A 19,899-nucleotide genomic window follows, 5' to 3' on the forward strand; every position below is an offset into this window, starting at 1 on the left:
TCATCCAAGCAAAAGCAACCTGAGATGCTATACTTGTTACTCCGTGAATACTATTGGAAGCACACTGTTGTTCTATTGTTTCTAGTAATGAATAATTTCTATCCTTAATCGTCATTACATTATCCAGTAGTTCTTGTACCCTATTTTGTATAACAACCCGTGCATAATCCACTTTAAATAAGTTTTGCAATGAGTTGGTTGTATTAATCTTCTGTTTAGTTAACTCACGTTCAATTTCTTGCTTACCGTGCATTTGAAATTCCACATTCATAACAGAGAGTTGTGCCATCCTAACTAATTCCATTAAGTCACAGGGAATTATACCCTTATCTTGGGCTTCCTTAAGTTTATCGTACAGAATCAATTTGCGATGTTTAAGTGCGTTAACACATCCCTCTCCAGAGTTAGGATAAATACAAATTCCCTTTTGTAAACGGCCACTCTGTTTTGCTTCCCTTATTATCCGTTGGGAGAAGTCTAGGGTAAATGGAAATAAGATAAGTTTATTATAATCCAACCGAGTTAAAGCAACTTGTTTAAACATATCAGGATGAACAAGTATCCCTGCATATTCCAATTGTTGTAAACTTATACGGATAAAGTCATCTAAGTCTCTATCACAGACCTCATATAAGTTGTGCCCAAATAACGCTTTGGCAGGACAGGACTCAAATAAGATTCCGTCGTAGAATCTTATGATGGTGGGAAAATAATCATCCGTATCGTTATGAAAAGATTTCCCTTTAGGCCCACACATCCCAAATAAGTAGGCGTGTCGCAGGTCTGCTCTTTTTTTAGAAACGAATTGAATATCCATCCTATCAAACCAACATCCAATTTTATCAATAGACATACTGATATCCTCCTTTAAGAGGGCTAGGAAACACATAGGGGTGTTTCTTGCTCCACCGATTGCAAATAAACCAGTGGAACGGAGTAGTTCCTCCCTGACGAGAGAAATAAATAATTTTAACTGCCTGTTGCATAATTATTTTTCCTTTTAAGTAATATCAAGACCGAAGTCGTACTGGCAGTTTATGCTTAAAGTCCCCTAGATTCAAGTCCTTACGTATTTCTAGGTATTCGTCGTGGGGGGAGAATAAAAAAAAGGCAAAAAAATCCAATTCACCTAGAAATTTGGTGAACTGGAAACAGTATTTGTATTGCTAAACCCTAGAATGCAAATAAAATCTAGGTGACAAGATTAATTTTTCTTAGGATAAATGTAAAATTCTCCCACCGTATTTCCCGTTTCGGAGTCTCTTGCGTGGGGAGCACAACGAATGCCAAATGGGATTTCCTCATTAGGAATAACTTTTCGAACAGATTTGAAAACAGCTTGCTTGAGTTGTTCAATTTTCGCATAAAAGGAAGAGGTAAACGGTTTTCCAAAACTGCTTGTTTCGTTACCAACGCAGGTGGTCGGTAATTCCCTATAAGTTTTTGTTTTTCCTTGGGCTTCTACCAGAAAATTCAAGAAGGACCATTGCATAGAAGAACTTCTCATAGGGATGATGGTATTGTTAATTCTTACTCTATCATCTTTTAGAATTTGCACCCCACAGTACTCAACACGTACATCTGTTTCTGCTAGCAAATTGGTTAATACGTCTAGGTTAATTCTGACACGTGGTGATTCAAGAAAAGGTAGCACATCAGAAGATAAAGCCGATGGAAATATTAAGTTAATATCCAATAATTTTATCGAGTTAATGTTGTGAAGATATAAAAGACTTTCTTGCCAACGAATTTGTTGTGGCAATTTTTTCTCGTACTCCTGGATATTTTCGGAGGTGATTGAGAAATTATTTCCGTAATTCTTTCGTAAAGTCTTAAGAAATTCTACGGTGTGGTGTAGGCTAGAGTGAAAGGAGGAATAATTCAACGGATTACTAATATGTGGACCTTCTTTATACCAATCAAGATAGTCATTGATAAATTTATCAAAAAAATCTTTGTCATTTTTTACAATGGCATATCCATTGTTGGGAATGTGGTAGGTATACTGTAGCCTACTTAATTTCTGGCTGTCATCAAAAACACGCCCCTTGCTATTGTGAAATGGGTATGCAATTACATCACGTCCAGGTATGAAATCTAAAAATGGAAGAGTGGCTAAATCTGGGAAATCAATAATAGCGTGAGGAACTATTAACACTTCTTGTGTCATCAAATACAGGATTCCTAACGCATCTATCGGCGTTAAAAAGGTATATTTAGTAGCATTTTTATCCATATACTTAGTATAGCAAAAGGGCACAAACAATGAATAAAAAATATGCTACTATAAAACTATATTTTGATTTTTAAGGAGATAAGAAAATTTCGCTAGGTTCTAAAATAGAACCTACTCGCAATTGCAAAAGTTTTTGGAATCCTATCGAAGAATAGGATGGTTGTTGGGGGTTCCCAATGTCCAAAGCAGTCCAAAAACAGTCGTTTAGGTAGAAGATAAAATGGGTAGCTCCCAATATTATCTTCTACCAAAAACGTTGCGTATTCTTGTTTAGAATAGCTTTCTATTCTGAGAATTTTGCAACTACGGCTGTTATTGGTACACCCTGCTCTGGAGTGCCAATGATGGCCGTTTTTATTTGTTGTCCATCATTTCTTCTCTAGTGTTCCATATTGATAATAATATGTCCGAACACAAAGCCAATAAACCATCAAAAGAAAAACAAATCAAAAGCCAACAACGTGTAGCTGTTTTTGGCGAGTTTTTTACTGCTGAGAAAAAAGCGGAGGCAATTGAATGAGTTTTTTTATTACTAATCAAGACAAGTTGGTAAAAGATACAATTAACAATGTTTTACCATCAAGTGACCAATTATTCTTTTTAGTCGGCTATTTTTATTTCTCTGGATTTCAGTTGCTTTATAAAAATATTAAGCTAGAGCAGAAACTTAAAATTCTCGTCGGGCTGCAAGCAGAATCCAGAGTTTCCAGTTATATTGAGTTTTCTTCCAGTATAGGGCTCCCAGAGAGTAGCAAACGTTGCCAATGTTGGTATCAATCTCTCCGCGATATTATTGGGCACGGTAGAGAATATGATAATCAGGAGAGTATAGCAGCATTTCAGTTGTTTGTAAAAAAACTTCAAAATGGCACTTTAGAAGTCCGACAAACAAGAAATCCATGTCACGCCAAGATGTACATTTTTAAAAATGCGCCCGAATACAATCAGAATGGAGAATTTATAGGGACCACAATTGTCGGTTCTAGCAATCTATCAGCCAATGGATTGGGAGAAAATTTTGAAATTAATATTCAGCACAAGGATAATCCTTTTGTAGAGGAGAGTCTACGAATATTTAACGAATTATGGGAAAAATCGGAATTATTAGTCGATAAATCAACCATATCTGAAATACAAACAGAATTAATTGATAAGTTATGGTTTGCCAATCAGCCCACACCGTTTTTAATGTATTTAAAAGTTTTAATTGAATATTTCGAAGTGAAAAAAATAGACGGAATAAAAACACCTAGTCAGGCATTGGGAGATAATTTTAATGATTTGCAGTATCAAGTAGATGCTATTGAACAAGGAATTAGAAGTATTAATGAACACAATGGAGTCATTGTGGCAGATGTAGTAGGGCTTGGTAAGTCAATAATTGCCACTACTATTGCTGCAAATTTGAATTTACCCGTGTTGGTAATTGCTCCACCTCATTTAATGCCCCAATGGGAAGATTATTGCGCCCATTTGAGTACTAATAACAGGGTGTTCAGTTCAGGGAAAATAGAAGATGCCCTGGAGTATTCTTACAAAATTAAAAGGCCTTATTTGGTAGTTTTGGACGAAGCACACAATTATCGCAATCCTGCTACTCAGGACTATAGCGATTTGGAAACTCTGTGTCGTGGCAATAAAGTTGTTGTATTGTCGGCCACTCCTTTTAATAATAAACCAGAAGATATTTTTTCACTTGTTCGATTGTTTCAAATTCCCACTTGTTCAACCCTTAAAACAGTAGACAATCTAGCAGATGAAATGCGCAAAATTAAAGAAGAGTATGACCATATTAACAGAGATTCTGAAGATAGTGCCATAAAGTATAAACAAGTGGCCAAGAAGATTCGTTGGCTGATTAGTGAAGTAGTAATTTGACGAAACAGGGAAGATTTAAAGACTAGGACAGTATATCGTGAGGATTTAAAGAAAAATCATATTGAACTTCCACGCATAGAGGAGCCAAAGTTAGAAGAATATTCTTTCGGCGAATTTTCATCATTGTATCTGCAGACTCTCGAATTGCTTGCGGGAGAAAAAAGCAAATTTAAGGCGGCACGTTACCGAGTTGTTTCATATGTTGTAGATGAATCTCGAGCCGATGTGGATGCCTATCTTTCCATTCAAGGCGACCCTCAGAAAAACAACGCTACTTTTTTAAAACGATTATTAGTTCGTCGTCTGGAAAGTTCCATTAATGCTTTTAATAAAACGCTTGATAATATTATTGCTTCCACAGAGAAAACTCTTTCATTCCTTAAAGAGAAGCATCGGGCACTCGTTTCAAAGAAAACTACATTGGATGATTTAGAAGATTTGACTCTTCAAGAATTAGATGAAGAATGGAATGAAGAATATGAGGCGGCTTCCAATTCTATATCTCATACCTTATTTGCCCAATCAATTAGCCGCTTATCCACCAAGCAAGAGGAAGAATTGGTAAGTAAAGGTATCTATCTTATCCACGAAGATTTGTTAAAGCCTTCATTTGAGCACGATTTGGAAAACGATATTTGTCTATTAAAACAATTAAAGAAGGATTGGAGCGGCTTAACGGCTCAAAACGACCCGAAATTAGCACGCATAAAAGAAATTGTACGCAAGCAAATGCAAGCTGAACCCAATCGTAAAATTGTGTTGTTTTCTCAATTTGCCGACACGATTGAATATTTAAGAATCAATTTGCCTCACGATGATATTATTCATCCTATTGCTTATGATGCATCGTGTGGTAAGAGAGCGAAAGAAGAGATACGTGCCAATTTTGATGCTAGTTATCCCCACAAGGAGCAGGAAGATAAATATAACCTGCTTCTAACGACAGATGCTCTAAGTGAAGGAATTAATCTAAATAGAGCGGGAGTTGTTTTTAATTACGATATTCCATACAATCCTACTCGTGTTATACAGCGTGTAGGACGTATCAATCGTATCAATAGAAAAGTATTTTCCACGTTGTTTATTTATAATTTTTTCCCTACTGAAATTGGTGAGATGCAAACCAATGTAAAAAAAATAACTACTAATAAGATGGCAATGATTGACCTTATTTTTGGAGAAGATACAAAATATCTGACTCCTGGAGAAACAATTAAAGCCTCTCTAGCACACTTGCCTCAGAATGAAGCCGAAGAAGAAATTAGTTGGGATACAAAATACAGGGAATTTTTAGATAACATTCGTGAACATAACCCTAAGTTATATGAACAAGCCAATAACTTGCCTCCGCGAGTTCGTATTGCGCGTACCACTAGAGAAGGGAATTCTCCTGGCGTATTGGTATTTGGACGGAGAGGAGATGTGGGAGTCTTTAGTTTCTGTGATAAAAACACTCACCAAGCTAAATATATTTCAGATGAAGAGGCTATTAAATTATTTGAAGCAACTCCCGACGAAAAATCATTTTCCACCAGTTCCGATTTTTATCCTATGTACAATTTGGCACAGGATAAGATGATAGAAGAAATTTACAGACCAGTTACCGAGCATAATCGCTTGATTGGAGATGCTAAGCAAATTGTTGCTCAACTAGTTTTAAATGCTACGGGGAATGATGCGAAGTATTTGCAAGACCTCGATGAAATTTTGGCCGATGGTTTATGTACTGCCAAATTACAGGCAATCAAAAAAATTGGTCGTTCTTACAAGGACAATGTGCCTCAAGCTGTATCTCTACTCAAAGAGAGTATTCCCGAACAGTACGTACACACTGTGCTGAATATTCAAAAATACGATAAATCACAAAATATCACGGTAGTTTTATCGGTCGAATTTATGGGAAATGAAGAAAAAGGAGTATTATTATGACCTTAACTAGTTTATCAAAATCTTACAATCGGCAAGATGTGTTAGATGATTTGTCTAAATTTTTAACTTCTACGTTTGAGGAAAAAAATCAAAATCTACCGCTTGTAGGGGCCAAATATGATTCTATTACTAAAGCCTCTTATTTGGGAAAATCATCTTTATTTTCCGTTTTTGAGATTCAACATTGTAAATCTAGCGATGCTCGTGTTACATTGACAAAACAGGCAGTAAGTTTGATGAAGGACAATCTGCTATCGCGTGCATTATTTTTCTTTGTTCCCGAAGATAAAAAAACATTTCGTATTTCCTTAGTTACTGTTGATTGGGCTCACAATAAGCAGGCTAGCAATCCTCGCCGATATTCATTTTTAGTTGGTGAAGGGCAAAAGGTACGTACTGCTATCCAACAATTATCGAAGCCTATTACTAATGAAGAAGATTTATTAAAACGATTTTCTATTGAAGTTGTTAATGATGAGTTTTATAAGAAAATTTCCGAGCATTTTGAAGATTTGCTTAAAACTATTAAATATCCAAATGTATGCCAACAAGATAAACAAGAAGAGGCCAAACGTAACTTTGCTGTCCGTTTGATAGGGCGTTTGATTTTCTGTTGGTTTTTGAAAAAGAAGCTTCGGCAAGATGGTTCGGCTTTAATCCCAGAAGACTTATTGTCTTCTAGAGTGATAGAAAAATATGAAAATTATTATCACGAGATATTAGAGCCGCTATTTTTTGAGACATTGAATAAGCAACCCCAAAATAGAATTCCAAAATGCCGTACGGGTCTATTTGAGCATATTCCATTTTTGAATGGAGGTTTGTTTGAAGCCCACGACCCTGAAGATGGATATAAATATGACGAAAAAACGGAAACGTGTTATTTGGGTATGGCCATTGATATTCCTAATAGTTGGTTTATCAAGTTTTTTGAAACATTGGAAACTTATAACTTTACTATTGATGAAAACACGTCCACCGATATTGATTTAGCAGTGGACCCTGAAATGTTAGGTCGTATTTTTGAAAATTTACTGGCCTCTATTAACCCTGAAACTAAAGAATCGGTTCGGAAAGCAACAGGTTCCTACTATACACCGCGTGAAATTGTGGACTATATGGTTACCCAAAGCCTTAAACAATATCTCTATACGAAAACGGATATAGCCCACACTGTTATTGATTCTTTGTTTGAATTTGAACCACAAGTTGATGGATTGTCTGCCCTAGAAAAACAAGAAATCTATAAGGCATTATCAACAGTCAAAGTATTAGACCCTGCTGTTGGTTCGGGAGCATTCCCTATGGGTGTACTGCAGAAGATAATGTCAATTATTCACATTATTGACCCCAAAGGGGATATATACAGAGGGCTAAGTGATAGCCTTTTAACGAGCAATTTAACCCTCAAGCAACTAGATTATGTCAACAAGTACGCTTTAATTCGCGATTGTATTTATGGGATAGATATTCAACCAATGGCTATAGAGATTTGTCGTCTCCGTTTTTTCTTGACCCTAATTGTAGAAGAAGAATCGGACAATCCGAAACCGTTGCCCAACTTAAACTTCAACTTTGCTTGCGCCAATTCTTTAGTAGGATTAGAACAACCTAAGCAAGAAGCAGAACTATTTTCTCAACGTACTGAACTAATCGAAGAATTAAAACGTATTCGAAAGGCTTATTTTAATTCTTCTGCTGAAGAAAAAGAACGATTAAAACAAAATTTTGATACAATACAGCATCTCATTTGGTTACGTACGTTCCACACAGAGAAACGTTATTTGATGGAAGATAGACGTTTTAAATTATCGGAACAGCAAACCAAAAATAAAGAATATGCTGACGAATTGTCTTCTTGGAACCCGTTTTCATATCAATCCAATAGATGGTTTGACCCATTTTGGATGTTTGGTGTGGAAGATGGTTTTGATATTGTTATTGCTAATCCGCCTTATATTATTGAAAAAGGACACAAAGATATTTTTACGCCTGTGAAAAATTCAGTTTTAAAGCAGTTTTATAGAGGGAAAATGGATTTTTCATATTTCTTTTTTCACTTGGCGCTCAATTTATTGAAAAATAATGGAATTTGTACGTTTATTACAGAAAATTCCTATATCACTGCCACAGGGGGCTGTGTACTGCGTAAAGATTTTAAAGATAGGGCCGCTATTTTGAATCTTATAAATTTTAATGAATTAAAAATATTCAAATCCGCACTTGGGCAATACAATATGATTACTCTATTGCAAAAAACTAATAACAAAGATGCAATGTGTTCTATAATTGACGTTAAGCGAAGGGGAATTTTGAGTAATGTAATATTTGATGCAATTATCGCTCAAACCGATACTCAGGTGCTTTATCACGATGCTTTACAAAACAATTTGTATGAAGGGGAAGAATGTTATATTCGTATGTGTACAGAAGACTCACATAGTGTCTTATTTAATATCCTTTCTAAAATTCAAAAAACGAATGAAATATTAGGGGATATTTGCTGTGTTAATACGGGTATTATGGGAGGATGTGATTTCGTTAATAAAAAGAATATACGATATATCCCTAATGAGGAAAAAATTTTACAAGATATACAAGAGGGAGATGGAGTATTTGTATTGGATAATACACACTCGAGAGACTTGGTGCAAATTAAAAATTTCAAGAACACAGCACTTCTCCAACCATTCTTTAAGAACTCTGATATTAAAAAATACTATACTTCGGACCAATTTAGCAAATTTATTGTTTTTTCTTCTGATTCTTGTAGCGATGAACAACAAAAAATTATTCAAAAGAATTTACAAAGATTTAAAGGTATTTTGCAGAAAATCAGACAAATTAATAACGAATCCTTAGCAAAATGGCATATATTAAGAAGAGGGGCTAGCCATCCTAATATATTTACTATACCCAAAATTGTTGCTCCTCAGAGAAGTCCTGAAAATACTTTTGGATACAATGAAACAGAATGGTATGCTAGTGCAGACGTATATTTTATTACCGCGCCCAAGAATGGATATAAATTAAAATATATTTTAGCGCTATTAAATTCAAAACTATATTATGTGTGGTTGTATAATAAGGGGAAACGAAAAGGGGATAATTTAGAACTCTATCAAACACCGTTATCGGAAATCCCTATAAAAAAAGCCGAAGATAAGACCCAAAATGAGTTTGTGTCTATTGTAGATAAAATCTTATCTATCACTCAGAGTGATGATTACTTGTCTAATTCCAATAAGCAATCTCGTGTTAAAGCATATCAAGACGAGATTGACCAAATGGTTTATAAACTATATGGCCTAACGGATGAAGAAATTAAAATAGTGGAAGAATCCCAACCTAAGAAAAAATCATAAAATGCTAAACTGAGGGTATGTCCAAAGATATTACGGCAAAATTAAAGCGACTGGGAACTATCTGCAAATGGATAGCAGATAATAAACGGGAATCTTTTACGGCGGATGAGTTAGCACAAGAATGTGGCGTGTCCCGTCGCACTATTTTGCGTGACATTGCACTTCTTAAAGAAGCAGGCCTTGAGTTTGATTTATATTACGGCAATTACTACATTAACAAAGATTTCTCATTTGAAAAAGTAGGGCTTACTTCTCAGATAGCGGCGACTTTATGTATAGCGTATGAAACAGCCAAACAAGCAGGAGAAACATTTGCTCCTACTTGCCAGTATATACGTCGTTTGTTTACGCCCAACACGAGGCTCTATGAAATCAATCCTAAGTTATCGCCTAACCCTATTGTATGCAAATTGCAAGAAGCCATTAAAGAAAAACGTTATATAAAGATTGTGTCCAATGGCCGTCAGATATATGCGAAGCCTTATTGTTTAATTCGCAGATGGGAAACGATTTATTTGGTTTTTGCTACTATCCACCGACGAAGGAGTGTGTGGGGATATGAGCTGGAAAAGATTGAAGTAGAAAAAATAGAAAGTGTTCGTTTCGAAGCGAAATCAAGTCGCGTTAAAAATGGACATTTTGCCTCATTAGGAGTTCCAAAATATCGTATTGATGAGTTTATCAGGGACTATTTCTAAAGATTGTAGCGTATTTGAAAATGAATTTTTTCAACTTTTCAGACGTGTCAAGTTAAAAATGACACATAAATGACATTTTTAAAAAGACAAAGAAACGATAATATGCAATAATAAATATAGAAGGTTAAACAAAAGAATTAAATTTAAGCAGAAGTCTGGCTAAATGTCTTTTGTATAACCTTAAAATTCCATTAAGAGTATCCGAGGGACAAGCCCGATGACGATACAGCAACCTACCTTAAGGCAAGGTGCTAATGCTTGAAACAATGGGAGCTAAAACAGATTTGTAGTATTAGAACCCATTGGAGACAATGGGTTCTTTTGTTACCACCTCTCTAATGGGAATATCCAAAGGAGAGGTTTTTTTATGGCAAAAAAATGTAAGCAAAATCGCAATGTAACAGTATGGGTGGTTCCTTATACGCAGTTAGAGACAGAACCGATGAAGGAAGATTCTTTTGGATATAACGATTGGGACATTTATCACGGATAAGAGGAAATATTATGACTAAATACGTACGAGGGCGACTTAATACGGGACATTATATACGTGTTGCAATTGAAGGAGCAACTAGTTCGCGGATTATATGTGAACAAACTTCCCGACGAACGGTATGGGGATTCCGTTCAAAACTTTAAGGAGTATAATTATGGAAAAAATAACTAAAAAACTAACAAAATACACTTCCCGAGCCCAACTGGTGGAAGATATACTGGCTTGGAACGATTGGTCAGGCTCGCCCACGCGGGAGGCACAATATGTGCAAACGTTTAAAGATATCTACGCACGTCTTTTACGCTCTAATGCAGATAAATTCCCATTAGTGGAGTTTATTCAAAAGCATAAATTATCACAGGCGGAAGTATTTTTACTCTTGCGCTTGTCGGCCTTGGACTTGCAACGAATAATGGTAGCTGGCAATTATCAAGTAAATACGCTCTTGGAAAAAGGGCAAATAATCGGTAAACGTGCAGAACTACTCTCCATTTTGATAGACCGTAAAAGCGCGTTATTTACGGAAGGGATATTTGCCGCCATAGGTGGACGGATTGACCTAAAAAAGAACTTTTTAGCCCTAGTAACCCCTCCAAAACGACAAACTAAAAAGCGTACGTTAAATCCTCAGCGCGTGCTGAGCGAACTTAATAAGTATGTAGTCGGACAGGATGAAGCCAAGAAACAGGTTGTAGCAGGCGTTTTTGAGCATTTAACCAAGTGCGCACGTGCGAAAGAAGGTCAAGCATTTAACAAGAGTAATATTTTTATCAGCGGACCGACGGGTTGCGGAAAGAGTTATATGTGCGAGTGTTTAGCCAAAATCCTTAATCTCCCCTTTGTACACGCGGATGCCAGCCAATATACGCAAACAGGCTACGTAGGAATGGATGTGGGCGACATATTACGCCCCCTAGCAAACGAGGCTAAAAATGGAAAATTACCTATTTCTATTGTATTTATTGATGAGATTGACAAAATCCGCCAAGGAAGCGAGCAGAAAGGCGGAGCTGCTTCTACCAACGTGCAGGCCGAACTATTACGGCTAATAGAAAGTACTTTTTACCGCTTAGAAAGCAGACTACCAATAGGGAAATCTGTTTGTAAAATAGATATTTCTCAAGTGCTGTTTATCGTCGGTGGTGCGTTTGAAAACTTGCAAGTAAAACACGCGGATAAAGCGGTCGGGTTTACAACAGAACCCGTTGCCACAAATCGCATCTTAACCGCCGATGACTATATCAGCTATGGAATGATGCCCGAGTTGATGGGACGTTTCTCGTACTTTGTGCAATTAAAGGGACTTAAAAAAGACGAATTACGCAAAATTTTATTCAACCCATACAATGGGCCTTTGCAACAATACAAAGAGTTGTTGCACACCTCCACCCAAGTGCCCTGCGAGGTTATTGAACACCTCCTCAATAATGCTTGTGAGCGGCACTTGGGGGCCCGCGGGTTACACCAACAAGTGGGGCAACTCTTTCAAGAAGCATTTTTGGAAAACAAGGTCCAAATTGAAATATAAGGAGCAATAATGAACATACACATACAATTAGCGCAGTTCCTAGAAGGGTTGGAAGAACAACGCAAGGCAATTCTTTCCTATTTGCCCGTAAATGGCTACAAAACCACGCAGGAATTGTTTTCGGCGTGTGCCGAGTGGATAGACCTAGAGCACGGTCCTTGGGTTGCTAACGGCTACAAAGAGTACTTTTTGAACATTGTAGCCAATTTAAAACACGAAAACAGTAGCCACTTGGCCCTGGCGGTATTTATCAAAACCAATCCGTGCAGTGATGTTCAATTATTTTTACTCTTGCGGTTACTTACTAAAACGGCTACCGATGCCTGCGCGTGGGATAACCGTATGGAAACGTATTTGGATAGAGGGCAAGCCATTTTTACGCAGGAAGAACTGGACACGCTATTTAAAGAGCCGCAAGAAACGTACCAAATCGGAAATATCTGCCAATACAATAAGCGCAGTATTTATCTCAATCGGCAGTTGGTACACGTCAAACAATTTTTAGGGGTACTCCCTAAATCAAACTAAAAAGGAGGTTGTAAATGAAAAAAGCAGTATTGTTAGTTGTTCCGTTATTATTAACTGCGTGTGCGGCTAATATTAACCATAATGTTGCCACCTTACAGGGCAAGACGTATTTGATAGAAACCAAAAACAATAATTTTTGGGGATTGTTCCAATGGAGTAAACCCAGTACGTTTAAGCTCATAGATGGCGAAAAGCTAGACCAGGAAGCCCTCCAAGCGTACATTGATAGGGTTTCCAAGGAGTGTAAAAAAACCGCGCGGATTCGTTCGTTTAATACGTCCGCTCCCGCTGAATACGATTCCGAGAAATTCTATGACTGTATGATGGATAAACTCAAAAAGTAATACCGTGGGGCCTGGCACACCCAGGCCCTGAAATTAAACCAATAGGAGAAAAATTATGACAGTAACAATGGTAGTTGTTTTATTAGTCGCAGTAGTAGCACTTGGGTATTTCATTTCCGTGAGCAACACGGAAATCCGCCTTCGCAATCTGGTCAAAGCGCAACAAGAAATATGTGAAGCCAACTTTGACAAGATGTGGAAGGTGATTAAACAAATTACCCACGTGTCCGATACGTACCTGGATGCGTTTAAGGAGATATACCCCAAACTTATTTCCGGACGTTACCAAAGCAAGGATATACGGTTTATTGTAGAGCATAACCCGCCGCTTGATACGTCAGTTTTGCGTCAATTAGCCACGGCTATTGAAATTAACCGTGAACAGTTTTTCAGTCATCAGCGGTTACTGGTTGCCCGCCATAATGAACATAAAACGTTTATCCAAAGTTTCCCCGCGTGTATTTTGTTGCCTAACGCACAGGAAATCAAAATTACGGTCATTAAGTCGGACCATACAGCCGACGTATATGCCACAGGCAAGGAGAACATTTAATGTCTATAGCGTTCTTATATGCGCTTGGTTTTTTGCTAGTCGTGCCGCACGTAATGGGCTATGAACCCTTGGGTATATTCGGGATAGTGGTAGGTTGCCTAGGGGCGTGGATAGTTATTGGTTTTGCCAATGCGTACGAATCGGGCAAAACGGAAGACGAAGAAATCTTGGGCACGTACGTGACTGAGGCCCGCTATTACGAACCGTGGACGGAAAAAATCAAACACGAAGACGAAGAAACGGGCGAAGTAACGTACGAAGAAGTAGAGCACGACGAACAATGGGAAATCACCGTAGCCGAAGGGGACACTTTTGACATTGATGAAGAAGAATATGAAGAACTTGTCTCCCTCTTTGGCAACGAAGAGGAGGAAGAGGCCGACCACGAGTGGGAAGCGGAGGGAGAAATTATAGACCCCGGGTATAGCACGTATACCACGTGGCCCGGCACGTATGAAACCGCAAGTTACGAGTATGTATACCGTTCATACAAAAATCCCACCTTGCGTTCTTCCAACATATATGCAAGCGAAAAATTGGACGAACAAACCATTACAACGTATCACTTAGAGTCCTATGGCCGCAAAGGATTATACGGTACGGTACAGGGAGAAGACGCGGAGCAATTAGAAGATGAAATTCGGGACTATAACTGTTGGAGCCGTGAAAAAAACATAAAACTAAATTTCATCTTGCTGGAAAATGCCATCACTACGCAAGGAATCTATTGGCAACAATATTGGCAAAACGGTAAGCGTAACACGATAAATGCCGTTGTGGGCGTAACCCCTGAGCATAAAATTGAGTGGGCCCACGTATTTGGTTGGCAGAACGAAGCCGTGTGTATTAAACTGCGCGATTTTATCGTGGGATTAGATACGCTAGACGATATTACGTCTCATTTTAGCCAAGTGGAAGAAATTTTAAAAGAAAACTACCAACTGCCTAATTTGAGCGAATATGATTTGGGAAGAGGTCCCTTCCCGCTCAAAGGGGCTCTAATTGCCTTAACGATATGTTTGGGTTTATTTTGCGGACTTTTTGGCAGGCCGCCTCAATACAATATCCGTGCCCAGAAGAATGTAGCGCAAAGGCAATACTCACTAGCCAAAAGTAACTTTCAGGAATATCTTCACCGCGTGCCGGATGATGTATATGCGCTTAATAATTTAGGTGTGATTTACTGGCGAGAGAATAATTTGGAAGAGGCCGAAAAACTATTTTCGCAAGCATTGCGCAATTCGTATTTCCTCAACAGAGAAGATATTAAAGACCTCAATTTAAACCGTGGCATTTGTTACAAGGATTTGAAACAAAACAAGAAGGCTATTGCCGATATGAAAAAAGCCATAGAATACGAGGAATACGGCACTAAGTCTTATTGCGCTTTATACAACTTATACAAAACGCTTGGTTATAAAAAATCAATGTGGGCTTTGCAGAAAGAGTATAACAACCGTAGGCCAGGTCGGCTTAAAGAGGATTGTAAAGATTATAGAGATTCTTTGACCTATATATACGATGGCGCAGATATGTTTACCGGGCGCGGTTTTGAGCGGATATTGAGGAAGATTTTTGACTAGAGGAGGAACGAACTATGTATCAAGTAAAAGTATCTGTGGATGAACAAAGAAGTTATGTATCTTTTTATGAGGAAGATACTCTTCTCTACCGTACCGTAGTGCAGAGTCCCTATCATATTACGGAGCAGGACCCCGTTGTGCAGCGCAAAAAATTCAAGGAACACCGAACCTGTGTGCCGCCACAACATAAAGTGTGGGTTCCAGGTAAGATTAACGTGCATCCGTGGTTTAATAACTTATTTAAGCAAGTGGATAAACTAGTAAGTTATATGCCGTTTCGAGATAAAGAAATTGAGTATTCTATTCACACGCCTTTTAGTAACCACGTAACCGATAAACGCTACCAAGTAACGGAAGGATTTAAGACGGAAGATTTGAAGGACGGCCCCTATGCCTTGCCTACCCGTGCTATTAAAAGTATTTCTACGCAATTTGGGCCTTATCCGCTCGTTCCCACGCAAGAGGCTACGTGGAAAATTAACGTGCGTACAGCCCAAACACGTAAAAATGTGATTTATTTGCGGGCCCACTATAACCGTAAGCACATATTGTCTTTTGTGGCAGAATTATTAAAACGCAGGAATTGTGCCGTAAAATTACGACCCAGTTTTACAATGGAAAAATACAAACTGGAAATTTGTTCTTCCGATTGGTTGTTTGGATTAGAAAGAGAAGAGTGGGCCAGTTTGGATATTTATTTACAAAACCCGAATGCATTTCAAAAAACCTGGTATCAACGGTGGTTTGAGAAAAAAAGAAGCAAAGGCGGTTATGTGGATTCTATTTGGAGTTGTTTTAAAAAATGATTAGAGGAGCGAAAGAAAATGAATCAATTTGAAAATATTGTGGCTTGGATGCCGCATACGGGGTTATATCTGCCTAATGTGGATAACAGGCCCGAATTTGATATTTTACGGCGAGATTCGTTGATTTTGGCAGATGAACAGGTAGATAGATTGTATTCTTTCTTGCCAAACAAGATTACAAGTGATTATTCCCGTTTTGTAGTGGATTTAGAGCGGTATTTAGACAATTCAAAAGAACCAATGGCAACACGAGGAATGGGGTATTTGTATAACAGCTTAATAGATGGCAAGGCGTTTGATAGAAGAATATTTGGGGATAACGCTTATTTTACTGAGTATTATAAACACAAGCACGCCCAATTAAAGCAGGCAATAGAACGCATTGGGAATGGGGCTATTTTGCTTGATTTACATAGTTTTAACACCATTCCCTTGCCGTGTGATATGGATAAAAGAGCAAACCGTCCGGATATATGCTTGGGCTTTAATGAGGATGACACAAAATGTGATGATTCTATATTGCAAGCACTTCAGGAGCATTTTGAAGATAACGGATTCAAAGTGGCCTTTAATACGCCTTTTAGCGGAACAATGACCACTGACACACAAACAAAATACAAGTCCTTGATGATAGAGATTAACAAAAAATGCTATTTAGAAAATCACGTGCTTAAAAAAGAGATGTATAGACTATCTTACGTACTAAAGGAAGCTATTTTGTTACTACAGCCCCAACCTAAAAGAAAATTTAGCTGGTTATGACTTCTAAAAACCTATAAACTGCTATACTCAAAATGTAGCATAAATATAGTGGATGTAATAGTAAAAAGTCCTCAAAAATTTCCAAATTTTTCTGAGGGGAAGTTTGGTATAAAAATCCCAGAAAAAATCCGCCCTAGCTCTTTATTCTAGATTCCAAAATTTTATTTTTGCAATGTTATCATCTAAAAATAGCCGCTAGTCTTCGCTAAACTTCTTTTTGGCAAGCCAATTATAACGGCCTATAGCCGCTAATTCTTGCCTTATTTCGCTATCTTTTGCCTAAAATCGGCTTAAAATTGATTGATAAATTTATGTAAACCAGAAAACAGCGTTGAGATTTTGCATAAATTTGTAATACTTACATTTTTAATTAGCCCAAATATGCTATTAAATGCCAAAAATCACAAATTCAAACTCAGTGCCATTTTTGTGCCAAAACTGTAGTGATTTTGTGTGTATTTGGTTGAACTCCATCAAAATAAGGCATCCCATCATTTGGAATGCCTTGTAAATTTCAGCGTGCTAATTTTTCGTCGTAGATTGAACTGTATCAAACTCCATCAAACAGCATCAAACTAGCAAATTTCAAAATTTTGTTTTGGGGTTCAAACTCCTTCGGAGGCTGACGCTCTATCCATTGAACTACGAGCGCGTAAAGATATATTTATTCTAGCAAATTATCACGCCGAAAAAATCCCTTTCTTTTGTGTTTATTCACAGGTATGGGCTTCCTCCAGCGGGAAATCCAGCTGTGGACGGATCCTTTTTGTTAGACTGGAAAAAAACGTCGGTTTTTATTAAAATATGAAAAGCTTTTATGTCCGCCTATCATTAGGGGGGGTATGCACAAATTTTTTTCTTCTTTTACCGTTAAAAATATACTGCTCTTCTTCTTTTTTATTTGTTTAGGGGGGGCAATTAGCCTGTTTTTAGGACAGGACGTTTGTTTTGATTTGCAAAATTATCATCTCTATATTCCCTATGCTTTCTTGCACGGACGTATGGGGGTGGATATTATCCCCGCAGGTGCGCTGCATACGTTTTTCAATCCCTTGTTGGATGTTCCTTCCTTTTTGCTCTTTGTCTATTTGAACAATTGGCCTCTTTTGACGGGGTTTTTAATGGGTGGCATATATGGGCTTTTCCTGTTTGTATTGTGGAAAACACTGGGATTTTTCTTCGGCGGAGATACCCGAGAAGATAAATGGCTGCGCGTTGCTGTGTTGTGTTTGGCGGGAACGGGGATGGCTTCTCTATCCCAAATCGGCCGTTTTACCAATGAGGTGCAGACCGCCGTCATTGGTATGATATCATGTTGGTTTTTGTGCAAATCCGCTTTTGAGGAACACTCCGGCATCAAATACGCATTTGCCGCCGTTTTTATGGCTTCGTTAGCAGCGGGAATGAAATATACCGCAGGGCCTGTTGCTGCAGGGATATTCTTTGCCGCACTCGTATTATTTTGGCAGGAGAAGCGTACGTGGAAAGCGTATGTCGGGCTGGCGGTGTTTGCCGCTTTCGGTTTTCTGCTCGCGGACGGTTGGTTCCTGTGGAAAAAATGGACGGTTTTGGGGAACCCTTTCTTCCCGTATTTTAACCATATTTTTAAGTCTCCGTATTTTCCGGTTTTTTCTTTGGCTAACGGGGCAGCTACGCCGCACGGTTTTAAAGAATGGTTATTTCTGCCCTTTTTGAGGTTCAATTTCCCTATTTTGGAGTATCATCTGGATTTCCGGCTAGTATTGGGGATGGTTTCGTTCTGGGGTTTATTCTTTTTTCATTTGGTACGCAGAAAGGCGGTATGGCCTAAAGCGGAAACGCTTTGTTTATCTTTGTTTGCGGGCACGTATATCCCGTGGGTGCTGCTATTTGGCAATATGCGGTATACGATTTGCTTGGAAGCGTTTTCTTCTGTATTATTTGTATTGTTTATCCGCCGGTTTATTTCGGTGCGCATAGCATTGGTGGCTGTGCTTGTTGTTTGGGGGGTGGTATTGCGCCCTTTCCCGACGTTTTTGCGTCAGTCCTTTCCCGATAAAAATATTTCATTTTCCTCACCTGTACCTATTCCGGATGATGCGTTTGTGGTTGTGGCCGGTCATATTTCCTTTTTGATTCCGTTTTTGAACCCGCACGCGCGTTATGCGGGCGGGGTATATTTCCAGCCGGACAAATTCCCGCTTGTGCCTCTGGAGGAACTATCTAAATTTAACTGGCTCCAGCCAAACGATTATAAGCATTATTTTGCCGAGTCTGCGCGCAAAGAAGTTGCGCAACATCAGGGGCCGGTATATGTGCTAGCTCCCATCACGCGTTGGATGTGGGAGGATGCGCTGTGGGCGGAGTACGGTGTTAAGGTGCCCCACAGCGGGAGAAAGTGCCAGTTTTTTCACGTGTCGTTAGATGTGATATATGACGGTTTTGTACTATGTGAAGCCGAAAAAGTGGGTGATTAATTATGAATAAAGAAAATTCTGCTCCCGAACTGAGTATTGTATTTCCGTGTTTAAATGAGGAAGCGTCCTTGGCGCGTTGTTTAAGTGCGGCGCGCCGAACGTGCCAACAGGCGGGCGTTTCGTTTGAGCTGGTGGTGGCGGATAACGGTTCCACCGACAACAGTATAGAAATCGCCCGCGCGGAAGGTGCACGTGTGGTTCCCGTGAAGCAAAAAGGATACGGCTCTGCGTTGCATCACGGCATTTTGGCGGCGCAGGGGACGTATGTAGCGTTTTGCGATGCGGACGGATCGTATCCCGTGGAATTTTTTACCGAGATGTGGAAGCAAATTAAGTGCGACCAAGTGGATTTGCTGTTGGCCAACCGTCTGATTGCTCCTATGGAAAAGGACGCTATGCCGTTTTTAAACCGGTATGCGGGTACGCCTGTGTTATCTGCATTAATCCGTTGGCTTTTTTCATTTCCGGTGTACGATTGCAACAGCGGAATGCGGATCATGCGGCGGGATAAATATGAAGCATTGGGTTTAAAACATACGGGAATGGCCTATGCCAGCGAAATGTTGTGCGCGTCGGCTATTAAGGGGCTGAGTTACAAAGAGTGTCCGATGTCGCATTTTTCAAAAGATTCGCGCGGCGGGCGTCCGCCGCATTTAAACCGTTGGCGAGACGGCTGGGCGCATTTGTGCGTGATTATAAAAATGTTTTGGGAGTCTAAAAAGGAAGGTAAGAAATAA

General features: G+C 38.7%; 16 protein-coding genes and 1 riboswitch. Of the genes, 14 read left to right on the forward strand and 2 right to left on the reverse strand.

Annotated features, from left to right (window positions below):
• Together ACI351_RS06945 and ACI351_RS06950 are read right to left on the reverse strand one after the other, a co-directional pair.
• Nucleotides 1-853: phage/plasmid replication domain-containing protein (locus ACI351_RS06945; RefSeq protein WP_439734523.1), on the reverse strand; the 853-nt coding region annotated here is incomplete at its 3' end.
• A 351-nt stretch (nt 854-1,204) separates the two neighbouring features.
• Nucleotides 1,205-2,236 (reverse strand): hypothetical protein, encoded by a 1,032-nt coding sequence (locus ACI351_RS06950; RefSeq protein WP_428072572.1) that lies wholly within the window; start codon nt 2,234-2,236, stop codon nt 1,205-1,207.
• 516 nt (nt 2,237-2,752) lie between these two features.
• Between ACI351_RS06950 and ACI351_RS06955 the strand changes: the two genes are divergently transcribed.
• The 14 genes from ACI351_RS06955 to ACI351_RS07020 all read left to right on the forward strand — a co-directional run bounded on the left by ACI351_RS06955 (nt 2,753) and on the right by ACI351_RS07020 (nt 19,899).
• The gene (locus ACI351_RS06955; protein WP_439734524.1) at nt 2,753-4,114 is read left to right on the forward strand and encodes a phospholipase D-like domain-containing protein; all 1,362 of its coding nucleotides are present in this window, start codon (nt 2,753-2,755) and stop codon (nt 4,112-4,114) included.
• 123 nt (nt 4,115-4,237) lie between these two features.
• The gene (locus tag ACI351_RS06960; protein ID WP_439734525.1) at nt 4,238-6,043 is read left to right on the forward strand and encodes a C-terminal helicase domain-containing protein; all 1,806 of its coding nucleotides are present in this window, start codon (nt 4,238-4,240) and stop codon (nt 6,041-6,043) included.
• A complete protein-coding gene (locus tag ACI351_RS06965; protein ID WP_439734526.1) occupies nt 6,040-9,408 on the forward strand; it encodes an Eco57I restriction-modification methylase domain-containing protein in 3,369 nt (1,122 codons plus the stop codon). The genes ACI351_RS06960 and ACI351_RS06965 overlap by 4 nt, the downstream gene beginning before the upstream one ends.
• A gap of 17 nt (nt 9,409-9,425) precedes the next feature.
• Entirely contained in the window at nt 9,426-10,106 is a 681-nt protein-coding gene (locus ACI351_RS06970; RefSeq protein WP_439734527.1) for a helix-turn-helix transcriptional regulator, read from the forward strand.
• 185 nt (nt 10,107-10,291) lie between these two features.
• A riboswitch (SAM riboswitch) is annotated at nt 10,292-10,379 on the forward strand.
• 94 nt (nt 10,380-10,473) lie between these two features.
• A complete protein-coding gene (locus ACI351_RS06975; protein ID WP_439734528.1) occupies nt 10,474-10,599 on the forward strand; it encodes a hypothetical protein in 126 nt (41 codons plus the stop codon).
• 157 nt (nt 10,600-10,756) lie between these two features.
• Nucleotides 10,757-12,130 carry an AAA family ATPase gene (locus ACI351_RS06980; RefSeq protein WP_439734529.1) on the forward strand — a complete coding sequence of 458 codons (1,374 nt, stop codon included), beginning with the start codon at nt 10,757-10,759 and terminating at the stop codon, nt 12,128-12,130.
• 9 nt (nt 12,131-12,139) lie between these two features.
• The gene (locus ACI351_RS06985; RefSeq protein WP_439734530.1) at nt 12,140-12,658 is read left to right on the forward strand and encodes a hypothetical protein; all 519 of its coding nucleotides are present in this window, start codon (nt 12,140-12,142) and stop codon (nt 12,656-12,658) included.
• Between the two features lie 14 nt (nt 12,659-12,672).
• Nucleotides 12,673-13,002 (forward strand): hypothetical protein, encoded by a 330-nt coding sequence (locus ACI351_RS06990; RefSeq protein ID WP_439734531.1) that lies wholly within the window; start codon nt 12,673-12,675, stop codon nt 13,000-13,002.
• A gap of 55 nt (nt 13,003-13,057) precedes the next feature.
• Nucleotides 13,058-13,555 (forward strand): hypothetical protein, encoded by a 498-nt coding sequence (locus tag ACI351_RS06995; protein ID WP_439734532.1) that lies wholly within the window; start codon nt 13,058-13,060, stop codon nt 13,553-13,555.
• Complete coding sequence (locus ACI351_RS07000) at nt 13,555-15,138, forward strand: tetratricopeptide repeat protein (RefSeq protein ID WP_439734533.1); 1,584 nt, start codon at nt 13,555-13,557, stop codon at nt 15,136-15,138. The genes ACI351_RS06995 and ACI351_RS07000 overlap by 1 nt, the downstream gene beginning before the upstream one ends.
• Before the next feature lie 14 nt (nt 15,139-15,152).
• On the forward strand, nt 15,153-15,944 hold the full coding sequence (locus tag ACI351_RS07005; protein ID WP_439734534.1) for a hypothetical protein: 792 nt from the start codon (nt 15,153-15,155) through the stop codon (nt 15,942-15,944).
• Nucleotides 15,945-15,962: 18 nt separating this feature from the next.
• Nucleotides 15,963-16,706 (forward strand): N-formylglutamate amidohydrolase, encoded by a 744-nt coding sequence (locus ACI351_RS07010; protein ID WP_439734535.1) that lies wholly within the window; start codon nt 15,963-15,965, stop codon nt 16,704-16,706.
• Between the two features lie 842 nt (nt 16,707-17,548).
• The gene (locus ACI351_RS07015) at nt 17,549-19,162 is read left to right on the forward strand and encodes a hypothetical protein (protein WP_439734536.1); all 1,614 of its coding nucleotides are present in this window, start codon (nt 17,549-17,551) and stop codon (nt 19,160-19,162) included.
• 2 nt (nt 19,163-19,164) lie between these two features.
• Nucleotides 19,165-19,899, forward strand: coding sequence for a glycosyltransferase family 2 protein (locus tag ACI351_RS07020; RefSeq protein WP_439734537.1), 735 nt, complete (start codon nt 19,165-19,167; stop codon nt 19,897-19,899).

It is taken from the genome of Candidatus Avelusimicrobium sp. (assembly GCF_051874775.1).
Lineage (GTDB): Bacteria > Elusimicrobiota > Elusimicrobia > Elusimicrobiales > Elusimicrobiaceae > Avelusimicrobium.